We start from the raw sequence: 15,268 nt of genomic DNA, 5'->3' as shown, positions 1-15,268 counted from the left end.
CGCGGCAGACGGGGCCGGGCTTCCTCCAGGAACCCCGGCCCCGCCGCGTCTTCATCGATGCGCACCGCGCGTGTAGCGATCCACCCATTCGCGCTCGAAGGCGTCGGCGATCAACGGCACCTTGAAGATCGCCGTATTGTTCTCCAGCTGCGCCATCATCCGGATCTCGCTGACCGTAGGGTAGTGACGCAGCAGGCGATGCGCTTCGGCCCGGATATCCATCGGCAGTCCGGCGTTGTCGGCCAGTTCGATCAGGAAGGCGCCGGCCTGGACCAGGTGGCGGGTGCGGTCCTGCGGTGTGGTCATGCAACGTCTCCTTGCAGGTGATCGACCCGGCAGGTACATCCCTGCCGGGCCAGAAGGGCCTCAGTGCGACGTGCCGGCCACGTTGGCCGGCCGAGGCCTGGCCACGCGCGCAGCGAAGGTCGGCAGCACCAGCAGGGTCAGCGCGGTCGCCGTGATCAGGCCACCGATCACCACCGTCGCCAGCGGTTTCTGCACCTCCGCACCGGAGCCACTGGCGATCGCCATCGGAATGAAGCCGACGATCGCCACCAGTGCCGTGGTCAGCACCGCGCGGATCCGGCTGGCGGCACCGTTGATTGCCGCCTGCAGGGGCAGGTCACCGGCATCGAGCCGCTCGCGGATGGCCTGCATCAACACCAGGCCGTTCAGCGTGGCCACGCCGGACACGGCGATGAAGCCGACCGCAGCCGATACCGAGAAGGGCATGCCACGCAGCAGCAGGGCGAGAATGCCGCCGACCAGCGCCAGCGGCACGCAGCTGAACACCAGCACGGCTTCCTTGCCACTGCGCAGGGCCATGAACAGCAGGCTGCCGATCAGCAGGAACACGACCGGTACCACCGTTGCCAGGCGCTTTTCCGCGCGCTGCAGGTTCTCGAACTGGCCACCCCAGGTGAGATAGGCGCCCGGCGGCAGCGCCACGTCGGCCACCGCTGCCTGCGCTTCGCCGACGAAGCCGCCCAGGTCGCGGCCGCGCACGTTGGCCTGCACCACCACCCGGCGGCTGCCATTGTTGCGGCTGATCTGGTTCGGCCCCTCGCTGACCGTGATGCGGGCCACCGAGGACAGCGGAATGACCAGCCCGGCCGGTGTGGCGATCGGCAGCGATGACAGCTGGTCCGGATCGTTGCGCGCGGCATCGTCCAGCCGCACCACCACGTCGAAGCGTCGGTCGCCCTCGAAGATCTTGCCGGCCGCCGTGCCACCGATGCCGGTGGCCAGTGCATCGCTTACGTCCGCAGCGGTCAGCCCGTACTGCGCGGCGGCGACATGGTCGATCTTCACGTTCAGGGTCGGCAGGCCGGAAATCTGCTCCACCCGCACGTCAGCCGCACCGTCCACCGCACGCAGCTTCAACGCGACCTGGTCGGCCACCTTCTGCAGCTGGCTGAAGTCATCGCCGAAGATCATCACCGCCAGGTCGGTGCGCACGCCGGAGATCAGCTCGTTGAAGCGCAGCTCGATCGGCTGGCTGAACTCGAAGCTGTTGCCCAGCTGCTGCCCGGCCAGCGCCTCGAAGCGCGCCACCAGCGCCTCCTTGTCCAGCGTCGGATCGGGCCACTCCTTGCGCGGCTTCAGCACGATCACGCTGTCGGAGATGTTGGTTGGCATCGGGTCGATCGCGGCTTCAGCGGTACCGGTGCGCGAAAACACGGTTTCCACTTCCGGTTGCCCGGCAATCGCCTTTTCCAGCGCCAGCTGCATCGCCAGCGACTGCTCCAGCGAGGTCGACGGTACGCGCAACGCCTGCATCGCCACATTGCCCTCATCCAGCGTCGGCATGAATTCGCGGCCCAGCAGCGAGAACGAACCGATGCCCACCACCACCATCATCACCGCGCCGGCCAGCACCGAGCGCGGGTGGTCCACCGCCTTGCGGATCGCCGGTTCGATGCGTGCGCGCAGCACGCGGATCAGGCGTGTTTCGTGTTCGCCGTCATCGGCGTGCGCCCCGCTTTCCTTCAGCTTCGGCTCGCGCACCAGCAGCGCAGCCATGGCCGGCACGAAGGTGAAGGAGAACAGGAAGGCACCCACCAGAGCCAGCATGAACGTGGCGGCCATCGGATGAAACGTTTTTCCTTCCACGCCTTCCAGGGTCAGGATCGGCGCAAACACCAGCAGGATGATCAACTGGCCGAACGCCGCTGGACGCGCCATCTTCCGCGCCGACTCCGCCGCCACGCGCAGACGCTCCATCGCGGTCAGCGCACGGCCCAGTTCGGCGCGGCGCTGGCCCAGCATCAGCAGCGTCGACTCGATCACGATCACTGCACCGTCCACCAGGATGCCGAAATCCAGCGCACCCAGGCTCATCAGATTGCCGCTGATGCCGAAGCGGTTCATGCCGATCACGGCGAACAGGAACGACAGCGGAATCACCAGCGCGGTGATGGTTGCCGCGCGCAGGTTGCCCAGCAGCAGGAACAGCACCACCACCACCAGCAGCGCACCTTCGGTGAGGTTCTTTGCCACGGTTCTGATGGTGGAGTTCACCAGCACGCTGCGGTCCAGCACCGGCACGGCCACGATGTCGGCCGGCAACGACCTGTTGACCTGCTCCAGGCGCGCCGCTGCCGCCTGCGCGACGGTGCGGCTGTTGCCACCGGCGATCATCAGGGCGGTACCGAGCACGGCCTCGTGACCATTGCGGCTGGCCGCGCCCAGGCGCGGTGCACGGCTGAGATCGACATCGGCCACGTCGGCCACGCGCACCACCACGCCGTTGCGGGTCGCAACGGGGGCCTGCGCCAGATCATCAGTGGTCAGTGCCAGGCCGTCCGCACGTACCACCAGGCCTTCGCCGGCACGCTGCACGAAACCGGCACCCGCCTGCACGTTGGCGCGCTGCAGTGCCGTGACCAGGTCGGCCAGGCCCAGGCCATGCGCAGCAAGCCTGGCAGTGTCCGGGTGCACGCCGTACTCCTTCACGTACCCGCCGACCGTATCGACGCCGGCCAATCCCGGGCTGGAGCGCATCTGCGGCGCGATGATCCAGTCCTGCACCGTACGCAGGTAGGTGGCGCGTTCTTCCGGCGTGCGCAGCAGGCTGCCCTCCGGCGTCCGGTAGACCTCGCCGGCCTGCCAGCCCGCATCCCCCGGTCTGGCCAGCCGGGCGGGATCGAACGGGGTGAAGTCCACCGTCCACATCAGCACCTCGCCCAGGCCGGTGGTGACCGGCGACAGCAGCGGCGATGCGCCATCGGGCAGATCTTCCGCCGCTTCACGCATGCGCTCGGCCACCTGCTGGCGGGCGAAGTAGATGTCGGTCGCGTCGGTGAAGATCGCGGTGACCTGGGAGAAGCCGTTGCGCGACAGCGAACGGGTGGTGGTCAGGCCGGGAATGCCGGCCAGCGCGGTTTCCAGCGGGTAGGTCACCTGCCGCTCGATCTGTTCCGGTGTCAGCGCAGGTGCCACCGTGTTGATCTGCACCTGGCGGTTGGTGATGTCCGGCACGGCGTCGATCGGCAGCTTGCCCAGCTGGAACAGGCCCCAGGCCGCGATCAGCGCCGCCAGGAACACCACCAGCCAGCGGAAGCGCACCGCTGATTCAATGATGAGCTTGAACATGGTCGCCTCCTCAGTGGCCGTGCTCGGCTTCGCCCTTGGCCAGTTCGGCCTTGAGCAGGAAGGCATTGGTGCCGACGATGCGCTCGTTGCCGCTCAGTCCACCGAGGATCTCGATGCGATCACCGGCACGACGGCCGGCCAGCACCGGCTGTGCCTTGAAACCGCCTTCCACGGCGACGAACACGGCGCTGCTGCCGTCGACGTTCTGCACGGCATCGGCTGGCACGCTCAGTGCACCGTCCCGGCCTTCGGTGACCACCCTGGCCGACACCGGCGAACCGGCCGGCGGCAAGGCCGCCTCCACCGGCGTCGCGCGGATGACCGCCACGCCGCCCTGCTGGCGCACGTCAGCCGCAGAACCGGTGACCGTGGCGGTGAAGCTGCCGCCCGGCACCGTGACCTCCAGCGTCATGCCCGGGGTGACCTGCGCGGCCAGCGCAGGCGGTGCGGTGAACACCAGCTCGTTCATCGCCGGATCGGCGACATCGGCCACCGCGCTGCCTGCGGCGACCACGCCACCTGGAGTGACCTGGACGTTGCCGACGATGCCGCTCACCGGGCTGGTGATGCGCACGCGGCCACTGGCATCGGGCGCACCGTTGGCCGCGGCCTGCGCCTGTGCGGCAGTCGCCTGCGCCTGTGCGGCCAGCGAACGGGCGCGCGATGCTTCCAGCTCCTGGCGGGCGACCACGCCCTGTTCGACCAGCGCCTTGTCGCGGCCGTAGGCCAGGCGTGCCGCCTCGGCTTCGGCCGATGCGGCCAGAGCGTTGGCGCGGAACACGGCGGCTTCGCCGCTGACCACGATCGCCAGGGCCTGGTTCTGCTTCACCGCTGTGCCTGGTGCCACCAGCACACGTTCGACGCGACCGCTCACGGTGGACGCCACCGAGGCACGTGCGCCAACCGATGGTTCGACACGGCCCGACAGGCGGGTGGAGCCGCCACCACCGCGTCCGACGGCCACCACTTCGATACCGGACGCCTTGATCTGTTCCGGCGTCAGCTGCACCACGCCTTCGTCGGCGTCGGCCGGTGCCTTGGTAGCCTCGGCCTTGGCGTCCGGGCTGTCGGCTGCGTGGCCGTGGCCGTCATCGCTGCCGGCTGTGGCTGCAGTGGCATCGGCTGTTTCCGGTGTCTGTGCGTTGCCGGCGCAGCCGGCGAGGAGAACGGCCAGCACGACGCCGCCAAGCAGGGAAAAGGAACGGGACAGTGTCATGGGGCCTCCATAAAGGGTGCGCGCCCCTCGAGGCGGGCAAGATCGATTTCCGCGGCGACGCGCGACAGGCGTGCATCCACCGCGGTGCCGCGGGCGGCAATGAGCGCGCTGCGCGTGCTGCGCAGTTCCAGCTGCGAGATGCGTCCGGCATCGAAGCCGACGCGGGCCAGCCGATAGGCTTCCTCGGCCGCCACCGCGCTTTCATCGGCGGCGCGGGTGCGGCTGCTGGCAGCCTTCAGCCCGGCAATGGCCGACAGCCGTCCGGCCTCGCTGTCGCGACGTTGCTGGTCCAGGCGGGCTTCGGCCGCGCGCTGGTCGGCACTGGCGGCACGGATGCCGCCCCGGTTGCGGTCGAACAACGGCACGGTCAGGCTGACGCCGAGCGTGTAAGCGCGTTCGCCGCCTTCGCGGAAGCGGGTCTGTCCGGCGGTCAGGCTCAGGTCGGGCAGCGCCCGCTTGCGCTCGACGTCCACCAGCCGGCCGGCCGCATCGGCTTCGGCTTCGGCGATACGCACCGCGAGTGCGGCATCGGTGGCGCCGCGTGGCAGCGGAGGTGCGCGGTCGAGCAGGCTGCTGTCGATCGACTGCACCGGCGAATCCAGCAGCGCGGCGCCGGCCAGGCGCGCCAGCGCGGCGTCGCGGAAGGCCTGCGCCTCGTCCAGCGCGGCGCTGGCATTGGCCACCTCGCTCTGCGCCTGCACCGCACGCAGTTGCGGTTCACGCCCTTGCCTGACCATGGCATTGACGGCCTTGGCATCGTCGCGGGTCAGGGCCAGCGCCTCTTCGGCCAGGGTGTAGCGGCGCAATGCGCTCTCTGCCTGTGCGTAGGCCGCGGCCAGCTGGCCGGCAACATCACTGCGGCTTTGCGCGCCACGCAGATTGGCGGCCTGGGCCTCGGCACGGGCGGCACGTACGCGCGCGCCGCGCTGGCCCCAGACCTCCAGCGGCTGGGACAGGCTGAGCACACTGTCGGCCTTGCCCATGCCGCCGTAGGAGCCGGTGCCCCACGCGTTCTCGGCCGACCAGGAAAGGGAAGGATTGGGCAGCGCACGGGCCTGGTCGGCGCGGGCGTCGGCAGCCTCGGCCAGCGCCGAGCCCACACGGGCGCCGGGCAGCTGGTCCAGTCGTTCAAGCAGGGTGTCGTAGGAAGGAGCAGCTTGCGCCATCACCGATGCCGCCGGGGCCAGGCCCAGCAACACGGCGACGACCAGCCCGGCCGCACGCGGCGACCGTGGTGTCAGGATCGACATAGGGGGATTCCGGTTGTGAGTGAAACGGGAGCCCGCAGCAGCGGGACGCGCTCAGCTCACGCCCGGGGGGGACGCGTCAGTTCATCCTGGGCGACGGCGTAGGCCGTCGCATCGCCGGCCGTCATCCAGCGCGCCGGCAGCGGCGCATCGAAGGCGGCGAAGGTGTTCGCCGGCAGGCTGGAGGTGGAATGGTGGCAGTGGTTATGCGTGCAGGCACCGGTGTGCTTGCTGTCACTGTCGCCTGCGGTGTCATCGGCCGCCGACTCCACATGTGCCACGCTGGCATGCGGTTCCACCGCGCACGCCAGCGCGTCGGCCACCGGCACGACCACGAATGCCGCCATCAGCAGCATCAGCAGGTACGAGCGTAGGTGGCGGGCGATCCGGCGCATGGAGGGGAGGCTAGCAAGCGGTTTTCGCCGGATACAATATCAATGGCCACTTCGGGAATTCGTCGGAATCTCCCGTTCAGCTGGGCCGCGCACGTGCTCTGATGAGTGCCGACCTCCTGCCCTGATCGGTGCACCCATCTCCTGCCCAAGTGGGTGCCGACCTTGGTCGGCACTACCGGTCTGCAGGCAGTTTCGCGATCACCTTGATCTCGAACTGGAAGCCGTACAGCCAGGTCACGCCGATGCCGGTCAGGGTGGGGTGGGGTGCCTCTCCCCAGTACTCGGGCACGATCGCCCAGGCCATCTCGAAGTTCTTCTCCGGATCGACCAGGAACACGGTCACGTCGATCACGTCATCGAACGTGCAGCCCGCGGCGGCCAGCACGGCATTGAGATTGTCGAAGGCGCGGCGGACCTGCGCCTCGAAGTCCGGCTCGGGCGAGCCATCCTCGCGGCTGCCGACCTGCCCGGAGACGAACAGGAAGCCATTGGACCGGATCGCCGGAGAGTAGCGGTTGCGGTCATACAGGGCCTGGCGGCCAACGGGAAAAACGACATCGCGGTGTGACATGGGAAGGGCCTGATGGGAAGAACCGCCATCCTGCTCGCGATTGTTGTCTGGATATACGGCGACGATCGGACTAGATTGATCGCACAACCCAAACAATCGGATCGCCGATGGACCGCTTCGAGGCCATGCGCGCCTTTGCCCGTGTGGTGGAGACCGGCAGCTTCACCCGTGCCGCGACGACCCTGCAGATCAGTCGCACCACGGTGACCCAGCTGGTGCAGCAGCTGGAAGCGCACCTGCGTCTGCGTCTGCTCAACCGCACCACGCGGCGGGTCAGCGTCACCGCCGATGGTGCGGCCTACTACCCCCGCATTGCCCGCCTGCTGGCCGAGCTGGAAGAGGTCGAGGGTGGCCTGGGCGATGCCGCCGTGCAGCCGCGCGGCCGCCTGCGCATCGACGTGCCCGGGCCCTATGCGCGGCTGCGGCTGGTGCCGGCACTGCCGGACTTCCAGGCGCGCTACCCCGAGATCCAGCTGGACATCGGCGTCAGCGACCGCGAGGTCGACGTCATCGCCGACAACGTCGACTGCGTGATCCGTGGCGGCACCCCGGCCGACCCGGCCCTGGTGGCACGGCCGCTGGGCGAGCTGCCGATCGGCTTCCACGCCAGCCCGGACTACGTGCAGCGCTTTGGTCTGCCGGAGCATCCGCGCGCGCTGGAGGGACCGCAGCACCACATGGTTGGGCTGCTCAGCCCACGCAGCGGGCGGGCGCGGGTCTTCGCCGCGCGGCGCGGCGATGAGACCGTCCAGGTGCAGGGCCGCCATACGGTCGGCTTCGATGACGGCAATGCCTACCTCGCCGCCGGCCTGGCCGGGCTGGGCGTGGTCGCCCTGCCCAGCTACATGGCCGAGCCGCACGTGGCACGCGGTGAACTGCTGCCGCTGCTGCAGGCCTGGCAGCTGCCGTCGATGCCGATGCACGTCATGTTTGCGCCGAACCGGCACATGAGCCAGCGCCTGCGGGTATTCATCGACTGGGTGGTGGAAGCGCTGGGGTGATGGACCCGCAGGGCCGAGCCCACGCCCGGCCGCTCCTGTGGGTAACTTGCGCAAGGCCTTGATTGCATGCATAATGCGCGGCTCGCTGTGTCCGGTTTCGTGCCGGGCGGCGCCCCCGGGAGCACGTCCCCGGCCGCCCAACGCCAGCGTAACCCTTTGATTCTCTTGACGTGTGGTGGGCAACCACCGAGGCCGCCGTCTCCCGGGCTACGGGCTGACAACAACTACTATCGAGGTGCGCAATGTCCCGCGTATGCCAGGTTTCCGGCAAGCGAGTGCAGACGGGTAACAACGTCTCGCACGCCAACAACAAGACCCGTCGTCGTTTCCTGCCCAATCTGCACGAGCGCCGTTTCTGGGTGGCCAGCGAGAACCGCTGGGTCAAGCTTCGTGTTTCCGCGCATGCACTGCGCACCATCGACAAGAACGGCATCGATTCCGTTCTGGCTGAGCTGCGTGCGCGCGGCGAAAAGGTCTGAGGAGTAAAGCATCATGGCAGGCAAGCGCGATAAGGTCCGTATGATTTCCTCGGCCGGTACCGGCCACTTCTACACCACGGACAAGAACAAGAAGAACACCCCGGGGAAGATGGAATTCCTGAAGTACGATCCGGTCGTGCGCAAGCACGTCCTGTACAAGGAAGGCAAGATCAAGTAATCCGCACGGATTGCTGGTCCCCGCGAAGAAACCCGCCCTTGTGGCGGGTTTTTTCTTGCCTGTCGTCTGGTCTGGTGGGTGTCGGCCCTTGGCCGGCACGGCCGTACTCCCTGCGCAGGCTGTCGCCTATGGCGCAGTGCGCGGAATCATGGGCCGAATGCGATAAGTGATTCTTCCTACCGGTTCCGGCAGTTCGCGCGATCCAAATCAATTGGAATCACTGGCTTCGCTGTGTCCATGATGGCAAGCCGCTGCATCTGCAGCGGTCGGGCTTGCAATCCCGAGGAATCGAGTAACGGTAAATTCGCCAGCCGCTGCCCCTGCTTTTGCAGCGGCTGGCGACCCGCTCTGCCTTCTGGCGGGCGGTGCGTGGGGGCCGTGTGCCCGCCGGTTTGTTCCCGTTGCTTGTTCCCCGGTATTGCAACCACGCATCGTCCGCCACCTTCACCGGTGGCCAGATCCGTTGAAGGAGGCTGCATGAACACCCCATCACACCGGCAGGACCTGGAACTGGGCTGGCTGCGCCTGCAGCGCATGCTGGAAGGCATCGAAGGCATGGCGCTGCTGCTGTGCGACCACCATCTGGCGCTGAGCAAGGGTATCTCCTCGCCGCTGCCGGATGCACAGCTGGAGCGGGCGGCGCAGGCCATTGCCTGCATGGCGCTCAACGGCCGCCGCCACGCCGAATCGGTTCGCCAGCTGAGCGAGGTGCCGGTGCGGCATTGAAGCCCGCCCTCCCTTGTAGAGCCGAGCCCGTGCCCGGCTGCGCTGAGGCAGTCGAGCAAGCTCGACTCTACACACCCTGCTGGGCAGAATGGCCCATCACCTGCCGACGGACGACGCGATGCTGGTTGAGTGGTTGCTGGGATCGTATCTGCTGCTGATCGACTGGCTGATCCGGCTGGTCGCGCTGTGCTGGATTCCGACCCGCACCACGCCGGGCGCGGCCCGCAGCTGGCTGCTGCTGGTCGGTTTCGTGCCGCTGCTGGGCCTGCCGCTGTATCTGCTGTTCGGCCACCCGTGGCTGTCGCGCGAGCGCATCCGCCGCCAGGCCGAGGCCTCGCAGGTCATCCGCGAAGAGCAGGCACTGCAGCGCCGCCTGCGCTGGAAGCCGGAACCGGATACGGCCAGTGCGGAAATCGTGCCGCTGGTGCAGCGCCAGGGCGATTTCATGCCGGTGCACGGCAACGCCGTCGATCTGCTCACCGATTACGACGAATCGCTGCACACGCTCATCGCCGACATCGACCAGGCCGAAGACCGCGTGCACCTGCTGTACTACCTGATGTTCGACGATTCGGTGGGCGAGGCCATCGTCGAGGCGCTGCAGCGTGCCGCCGCCCGTGGCGTGCAGTGCAGGGTGCTGCTGGACGCGGTGGGCGCCAAGCGTGGCCTGCGCGCCTACCGCAAGCGCCTGCAGGCGCGCGATATCGAAGTGCGGGCGATGCTGCCCGGCGGGCTGCGCTGGCGCCGCAGCGGCCGCATGGACCTGCGCAACCATCGCAAGATTGCGGTGATCGACAACGAAGTGGGCTACATCGGTTCGCAGAACCTGGCACGGCCGGAGTTCGTGCCAGGCCATCCCAACCGCGAGCTGGTGGCGCGTGTGCGCGGCCCGGCGGTGGCACACCTGGAAGCCGTGTTCGCCAGCGACTGGTACATCGAGACCGGCCAGCGCCTGGACGTCATTGCCGACGTACCCGAGTGCAGCGACGATGTTGCCACCCAGCTGCTGCCCAGCGGGCCGGCCTATCCGTACAGCAACGCGCGTGATGCCGTCGCCGCACTGATCCATCTGGCCCGCCGGCGGCTGGTGATGGTCACCCCGTACTTCGTGCCGGACGAAGCGACCCTGAGCGCGCTGCGCATCGCCGCGCTGTCCGGGGTGCAGGTGCAGCTGATCCTGTCGGCCAGCAACAACCAGCGGCTGACCGCCTGGGCGCAGGAGGCCTACTACGACGAGCTGCTGCGCTGTGGCGTGCGCATTGCCCTGTACGAGCCGCAGTTCCTGCACGCCAAGCACATGAGCGTGGATGAAGACATCGCGGTGCTCGGCTCGATCAACATGGATATCCGCTCGTTCGCGCTGAATGCCGAGATCGGTCTGGTCTGCTACGACCGCGTGCTGGTGACGCAGCTGTGTGCCATTGAAGACGATTACCTGCGCCAGTCGCGCCAGCTCGATCTGCAGCAGTGGCGCAAGCGTCCTGCCTGGCGCCGCAGCCGCGAAGGCATCGCACGCCTGGCCGACGCGTTGATGTGAACCGGTGCGCCGGAGCTCGAGCGGTCTCGATCATTGCGCACGCGGCGGCACTCCGGCCCGTCATGGCCGATGGCCTACAATCGGCACATGACTGATTCACCGTGTAATGGCGAACTGGACCTGGCGATCATCGGTGGTGGTGCGGCTGGGGTGCTGGTGGCGATCCAGGTGCTGCGCCAGGCCCGGTCGCCACTGGCGCTGGCCATCTTCGAACCCGCCTCGCAGCTGGCCCAGGGCATCGCCTATGCCACGCCGTGGCCGGAGCACCTGCTGAATGTGCCGGCGGCGAAAATGAGTGCGTTCGCCGAGCAGCCGGCTGACTTCCTCGATTACCTGATGGCCGTCAACGCCTACCCGGGCGAGACGCGCGAGGTGCTGGGCGAGCGTTATGTCGGCCGCCATCATTTCGCCGCGTACCTGCAGCAGCGTCTGCAGGAGGCGGTTGCGGCCAGCCCGGCGCAGCTGCAGGTGATCGCGCAGCCGGTGCGGGGCCTCACCCCGGATGACTCCGGTTACCGCCTGCAGCTGGGCGATGGCCACACATGGCATGCCGCGCAGGGGGTGCTCGCCACCGGCAACAGCATGCGTCCGCTGCCGGTGGCCGGTGCCGATGGACTGCCTGCCGACACCGTGGTCGAAGCCTGGGACTACGACGGCGTGCGCGCGTTGGCAGGCGCGCACGCGCTGGCCATCGTCGGTTCCGGTCTGAGCATGGCTGATACGGTGCTGGCGCTGGTCGCGGCCGGTCACACCGGCCCGCTGCATGTGATTTCCCGTCACGGCCTGCTGCCGCTGCCGCACGCGCACGCGGGCCTGCCTGATTTCGACCCTGCCCCCCTGCTGCCGATGACGCTGCGCCAGCGCCTGCGCACGCTGCGCCGGCAGGTGCGCCGGGCCGAGGCGGATGGCCTGCCCTGGCAGGGCGTGATGGACCGCCTCCGTCCGCATGGACAGGCGCTGTGGTGCAGCCTCGACGAGGCCGACCAGCGGCGGTTCCTGCGCCATGTGGTGCGCTACTGGGATGTACATCGCCATCGCATCGCCGAAGAGGTCGATGCACAGTTGCGCGCATTGCAGGCCAGCGGTCAGCTGCGCGTGCATCGCGCACGCCTGGATCGGGTCTGGCGTGAGGGCGATGCGCTGCAGCTGTCGGGCCACGATGCGGCCGGACACCCGCAGCAGTGGACGATCGGGGGTGTGATCAACGCCACCGGTGTGGAGACCCGCGCCACCGCGTTGCGCAATCCGTTGGTGCAGCAGCTTCAGGCCGATGGCCTGGCCCGTCCCGGGCCGCATGGGCTGGGCCTGGACAGCACGGTGCCCGGCGACCGCGTGCGCAGCGCCGGCGGCCAGCCGCAGGCGCGGCTGGGCGTACTCGGCAGCCTGCGCATCGGCAGCCTGTGGGAAAGCCTGGCGGTGCCTGAACTGCGCCAGCAGGCACAGGCACTGGCCACCCAGGTGGTCGCAGGAGCCGCGACGGCGATGCCGTAAAATGGGGGCATGGATGTCTCCCACCTGCTTGATGGCCTGAACCCGGCCCAGCGCGAAGCCGTCTCCGCTCCCCCCGGCCACCACCTGGTGCTGGCCGGTGCCGGTTCCGGCAAGACCCGCGTACTTACCCACCGCATCGCCTGGCTGCATGAAGTCGAAGGCGTGCCGACCCATGGCATCTTCGCGGTGACCTTCACCAACAAGGCCGCCGGCGAGATGCGCCACCGCATCGACGCACAGCTGCCGCATGGCAGCCGTGGCATGTGGATCGGTACCTTCCACGGCCTGGCCAACCGCCTGCTGCGCCTGCACTGGCAGGACGCGAAGCTGCCCGAAGGTTTCCAGGTGATGGATTCGGACGACCAGCTGCGGCTGGTCAAGCGTGTGGTGCAGGCGCTGGAGATCGACGACGGCAAGCATCCGCCCAAGCAGATCGCGTGGTGGATCAACGAACAGAAGGATGAAGGCCGCCGCCCGCAGCACATCCAGCCCGAGCCGCACGATGCGTGGCTGGAAACCATGCGCCAGGCCTACATCGAGTACCAGGCGCGCTGCGACCGTGCCGGCCTGGTCGACTTCGCCGAACTGCTGCTGCGCGCGCATGAGCTGCTGCGTGACAATCCCGGCCTGCTGGCGCACTACCGCGCCCGCTTCCGCGAGATCCTGGTGGACGAGTTCCAGGACACCAATGCCATCCAGTACGCCTTCGTGCGCGTGCTGGCCGGGGAGTCCGGCCATGTGTTCGTGGTCGGCGACGACGACCAGGCCATCTACGGCTGGCGCGGTGCCAAGGTGGAGAACGTGCAGGGCTTCCTGCGTGATTTCCCGGGCGCGCAGACCATCCGCCTGGAACAGAACTACCGCTCCACGGCCAACATCCTCGGTGCTGCCAACGCGGTGATCGCGCACAACCCCGATCGCATCGGCAAGCAGCTGTGGACCGACAGCGGTGACGGCGAGCCGATCGACCTGTACGCGGCGTACAACGAGATGGACGAGGCCCGCTACATCGTCGAACGTGCCCGCCAGTGGGTGCGCGATGGTGGCAGCTACACCGAAGTGGCCGTGCTCTACCGCAGCAATGCGCAGTCGCGTGCGCTGGAAGAAGCCCTGCTGAGCGAGCAGGTGCCGTACCGCGTGTACGGCGGCATGCGCTTCTTCGAACGCGCCGAGATCAAGGACGCGCTGGCCTACCTGCGCCTGCTCTCCAACCGCAACGACGATGCCGCCTTCGAGCGCGCGGTGAACACGCCGACCCGCAGCATCGGTGAACGCACTCTCGACGAAGTGCGGCGCGAAGCACGAGCGCAGGGCATTTCGCTGTGGGAAGCCACCATGCTGGTCACCCAGGGCAATGCGCTGGCCGCGCGTGCGCGCAACGCACTGGCGGGATTCCTGGTGCTGGTCAACGAACTGCAGGCGCAGACCCGGGACATGACCCTGGCCGAGCGCGTGGACCACGTGCTCTCGCGCTCGCAGCTGCGTGAGCACTGGAGCAAGGAAAGCCGCAATTCGCTCGACTCCGAATCGCGCACCGACAACCTCGACGAACTGGTCTCGGTCGCCTCGCGCTTCGTGCGGCGTGCCGATGACATCGAGGAAGTGGGCGAGGAGATGGACGAGCTGGTGGCGTTCCTGGCCTACGCTGCGCTGGAGGCCGGCGAGGGCCAGGCGCAGGCCGGCGAGGATGGCGTGCAGCTGATGACCCTGCATTCGGCGAAGGGCCTGGAATTCCCGCTGGTGTTCCTGGCCGGCATGGAGGATGGCCTGTTCCCGAGCGCGCGTTCGCTGGAAGAAAGCGGCCGGCTGGAGGAAGAGCGGCGTCTGGCGTATGTGGGCATCACCCGGGCGCGGCAGAAGCTGGTGCTGTGCTACGCCGAATCACGCCGCATCCATGGCCAGGACAACTACAGCCTGCCTTCGCGATTCCTGCGTGAGATTCCACGCGGGCTGCTGCATGAAGTGCGGCCGAAGGTGCAGGTCTCGCGTCCCGCGTCGCTGGGCAGCAGCCGGGTGATGGGGCATGCCGCCATCGAGCTGCCGCCGATCAAGCTCGGCGCGCTGGTCAGCCATCCCAAGTTCGGCGAAGGCATGGTGACCGATTACGAAGGCAACGGCGCCCACGCCCGCGTGCAGGTCGAGTTCGCCGACGCCGGCAGCAAGTGGCTGGTGATGGCCTACGCCAACCTGACGGTGATCTGACCCCCCCGAGGGAACACCCAGCCGAGCATGGGCTCGGCTCTACAATGGGCGGCATCTCTTCCAGGAATGCCCCCATGACCGAGCCCACGCTGCATGTCACCGTGACCTTGAACGCCAGGCTGCAGCCTGAGCATCGCCACGAGCTGTTCGAGGATCCGCTCGACGCGCTGCTGCAGGCCGCCGAAGTGGGCGAAATCACCGGCGGCGGGACCGCCCTCTCCGATGACGGCGAGGTCGAGTACGGCGACATCGAGGTGGCGCTTCATGACGTGGCAGGTGTGCCGAAGTTGATCGATCTGCTGGAGCAGCTGGGAGCGCCGAAGGGATCGAAGGTGCAGGGCGCCGGGGACGGCGACCGCGGTTTCGGCGTCACCGAAGGCCTGGGCATCTATCTGGATGGCCAGAACCTGCCGGACGAGGTCTACGAACAATGCGATTCCAACCATGTGTTCGAACAGCTGTCCGAACGCATCGATGGCCTGGGCGAGATCTGCAGCTGGTGGCAGGGCCCGACCGAGACCGCGCTGTACATGTACGGCCAGTCGTTCGAGGCGATGCGTGATGCGATCGCCGGGTTCGTGGCCAGCTACCCGCTGTGCCAGAACGCACGCGTGGTGCAGATCGCCTGAGA

At 68.2% G+C, this 15,268-nt stretch carries 14 protein-coding genes; 8 read left to right on the top strand and 6 right to left on the bottom strand.

Features of this window, described 5'->3' with window-relative positions:
- Window positions 1-51: 51 nt before the first annotated feature.
- The 6 genes from N7367_RS18615 to N7367_RS18590 all read right to left on the bottom strand — a co-directional run bounded on the left by N7367_RS18615 (window position 52) and on the right by N7367_RS18590 (window position 7,023).
- A complete protein-coding gene (locus N7367_RS18615) occupies window positions 52-306 on the bottom strand; it encodes a BPSL0761 family protein (RefSeq protein ID WP_128987622.1) in 255 nt (84 codons plus the stop codon).
- 60 nt (window positions 307-366) lie between these two features.
- Window positions 367-3,594, bottom strand: coding sequence for a CusA/CzcA family heavy metal efflux RND transporter (locus N7367_RS18610; protein WP_279942975.1), 3,228 nt, complete (start codon window positions 3,592-3,594; stop codon window positions 367-369).
- A gap of 10 nt (window positions 3,595-3,604) precedes the next feature.
- Window positions 3,605-4,810, bottom strand: coding sequence for an efflux RND transporter periplasmic adaptor subunit (locus N7367_RS18605; protein WP_279942974.1), 1,206 nt, complete (start codon window positions 4,808-4,810; stop codon window positions 3,605-3,607).
- Complete coding sequence (locus N7367_RS18600) at window positions 4,807-6,060, bottom strand: TolC family protein (protein WP_279942973.1); 1,254 nt, start codon at window positions 6,058-6,060, stop codon at window positions 4,807-4,809. The genes N7367_RS18605 and N7367_RS18600 overlap by 4 nt, the downstream gene beginning before the upstream one ends.
- A 56-nt stretch (window positions 6,061-6,116) precedes the next feature.
- The gene (locus tag N7367_RS18595) at window positions 6,117-6,452 is read right to left on the bottom strand and encodes a hypothetical protein (RefSeq protein ID WP_053517722.1); all 336 of its coding nucleotides are present in this window, start codon (window positions 6,450-6,452) and stop codon (window positions 6,117-6,119) included.
- A 172-nt stretch (window positions 6,453-6,624) separates the two neighbouring features.
- On the bottom strand, window positions 6,625-7,023 hold the full coding sequence (locus N7367_RS18590; RefSeq protein ID WP_279942971.1) for a RidA family protein: 399 nt from the start codon (window positions 7,021-7,023) through the stop codon (window positions 6,625-6,627).
- A gap of 107 nt (window positions 7,024-7,130) precedes the next feature.
- Between N7367_RS18590 and N7367_RS18585 the strand changes: the two genes are divergently transcribed.
- The 8 genes from N7367_RS18585 to N7367_RS18550 all read left to right on the top strand — a co-directional run bounded on the left by N7367_RS18585 (window position 7,131) and on the right by N7367_RS18550 (window position 15,266).
- Window positions 7,131-8,024, top strand: a complete 894-nt coding sequence (locus tag N7367_RS18585) for a LysR family transcriptional regulator (RefSeq protein WP_279942970.1) — start codon at window positions 7,131-7,133, stop codon at window positions 8,022-8,024.
- 242 nt (window positions 8,025-8,266) lie between these two features.
- Complete coding sequence (rpmB, locus tag N7367_RS18580) at window positions 8,267-8,503, top strand: 50S ribosomal protein L28 (protein WP_005411638.1); 237 nt, start codon at window positions 8,267-8,269, stop codon at window positions 8,501-8,503.
- A gap of 10 nt (window positions 8,504-8,513) precedes the next feature.
- Window positions 8,514-8,681, top strand: a complete 168-nt coding sequence (rpmG, locus tag N7367_RS18575; RefSeq protein ID WP_169411268.1) for a 50S ribosomal protein L33 — start codon at window positions 8,514-8,516, stop codon at window positions 8,679-8,681.
- 477 nt (window positions 8,682-9,158) lie between these two features.
- The gene (locus N7367_RS18570) at window positions 9,159-9,407 is read left to right on the top strand and encodes a hypothetical protein (protein ID WP_128987629.1); all 249 of its coding nucleotides are present in this window, start codon (window positions 9,159-9,161) and stop codon (window positions 9,405-9,407) included.
- A 118-nt stretch (window positions 9,408-9,525) separates the two neighbouring features.
- Complete coding sequence (gene cls / locus N7367_RS18565; protein WP_053519935.1) at window positions 9,526-10,944, top strand: cardiolipin synthase; 1,419 nt, start codon at window positions 9,526-9,528, stop codon at window positions 10,942-10,944.
- Between the two features lie 69 nt (window positions 10,945-11,013).
- Entirely contained in the window at window positions 11,014-12,435 is a 1,422-nt protein-coding gene (locus tag N7367_RS18560) for an FAD/NAD(P)-binding protein (RefSeq protein ID WP_279942969.1), read from the top strand.
- A 9-nt stretch (window positions 12,436-12,444) separates the two neighbouring features.
- The gene (gene uvrD, locus N7367_RS18555) at window positions 12,445-14,637 is read left to right on the top strand and encodes a DNA helicase II (RefSeq protein ID WP_279942968.1); all 2,193 of its coding nucleotides are present in this window, start codon (window positions 12,445-12,447) and stop codon (window positions 14,635-14,637) included.
- 74 nt (window positions 14,638-14,711) lie between these two features.
- The gene (locus tag N7367_RS18550; protein ID WP_279942967.1) at window positions 14,712-15,266 is read left to right on the top strand and encodes a hypothetical protein; all 555 of its coding nucleotides are present in this window, start codon (window positions 14,712-14,714) and stop codon (window positions 15,264-15,266) included.
- Window positions 15,267-15,268 lie beyond the last annotated feature (2 nt).

It is taken from the genome of Stenotrophomonas sp. GD04145 (assembly GCF_029835135.1).
In the GTDB taxonomy this organism is placed as follows: domain Bacteria; phylum Pseudomonadota; class Gammaproteobacteria; order Xanthomonadales; family Xanthomonadaceae; genus Stenotrophomonas; species Stenotrophomonas maltophilia_P.
Note: the sequence above shows the minus strand (reverse complement) of the source record. Positions and strands in the feature narration are given on the sequence as shown.

Excerpts from the sequence above, each read along its gene's own strand:
- rpmB (WP_005411638.1), top strand. The coding sequence starts at position 8,267 with ATGTCCCGCGTATGCCAGGTTTCCGGCAAGCGAGTGCAGACGGGTAAC.
- N7367_RS18550 (WP_279942967.1), top strand. The coding sequence starts at position 14,712 with ATGACCGAGCCCACGCTGCATGTCACCGTGACCTTGAACGCCAGGCTG.
- N7367_RS18595 (WP_053517722.1), bottom strand. The coding sequence starts at position 6,452 with ATGCGCCGGATCGCCCGCCACCTACGCTCGTACCTGCTGATGCTGCTG.
- N7367_RS18590 (WP_279942971.1), bottom strand. The coding sequence starts at position 7,023 with ATGTCACACCGCGATGTCGTTTTTCCCGTTGGCCGCCAGGCCCTGTAT.
- N7367_RS18600 (WP_279942973.1), bottom strand. The coding sequence starts at position 6,060 with ATGTCGATCCTGACACCACGGTCGCCGCGTGCGGCCGGGCTGGTCGTC.
- N7367_RS18610 (WP_279942975.1), bottom strand. The coding sequence starts at position 3,594 with ATGTTCAAGCTCATCATTGAATCAGCGGTGCGCTTCCGCTGGCTGGTG.
- N7367_RS18605 (WP_279942974.1), bottom strand. The coding sequence starts at position 4,810 with ATGACACTGTCCCGTTCCTTTTCCCTGCTTGGCGGCGTCGTGCTGGCC.
- N7367_RS18560 (WP_279942969.1), top strand. The coding sequence starts at position 11,014 with ATGGCCTACAATCGGCACATGACTGATTCACCGTGTAATGGCGAACTG.
- uvrD (WP_279942968.1), top strand. The coding sequence starts at position 12,445 with ATGGATGTCTCCCACCTGCTTGATGGCCTGAACCCGGCCCAGCGCGAA.
- N7367_RS18570 (WP_128987629.1), top strand. The coding sequence starts at position 9,159 with ATGAACACCCCATCACACCGGCAGGACCTGGAACTGGGCTGGCTGCGC.
- N7367_RS18585 (WP_279942970.1), top strand. The coding sequence starts at position 7,131 with ATGGACCGCTTCGAGGCCATGCGCGCCTTTGCCCGTGTGGTGGAGACC.
- N7367_RS18615 (WP_128987622.1), bottom strand. The coding sequence starts at position 306 with ATGACCACACCGCAGGACCGCACCCGCCACCTGGTCCAGGCCGGCGCC.
- cls (WP_053519935.1), top strand. The coding sequence starts at position 9,526 with ATGCTGGTTGAGTGGTTGCTGGGATCGTATCTGCTGCTGATCGACTGG.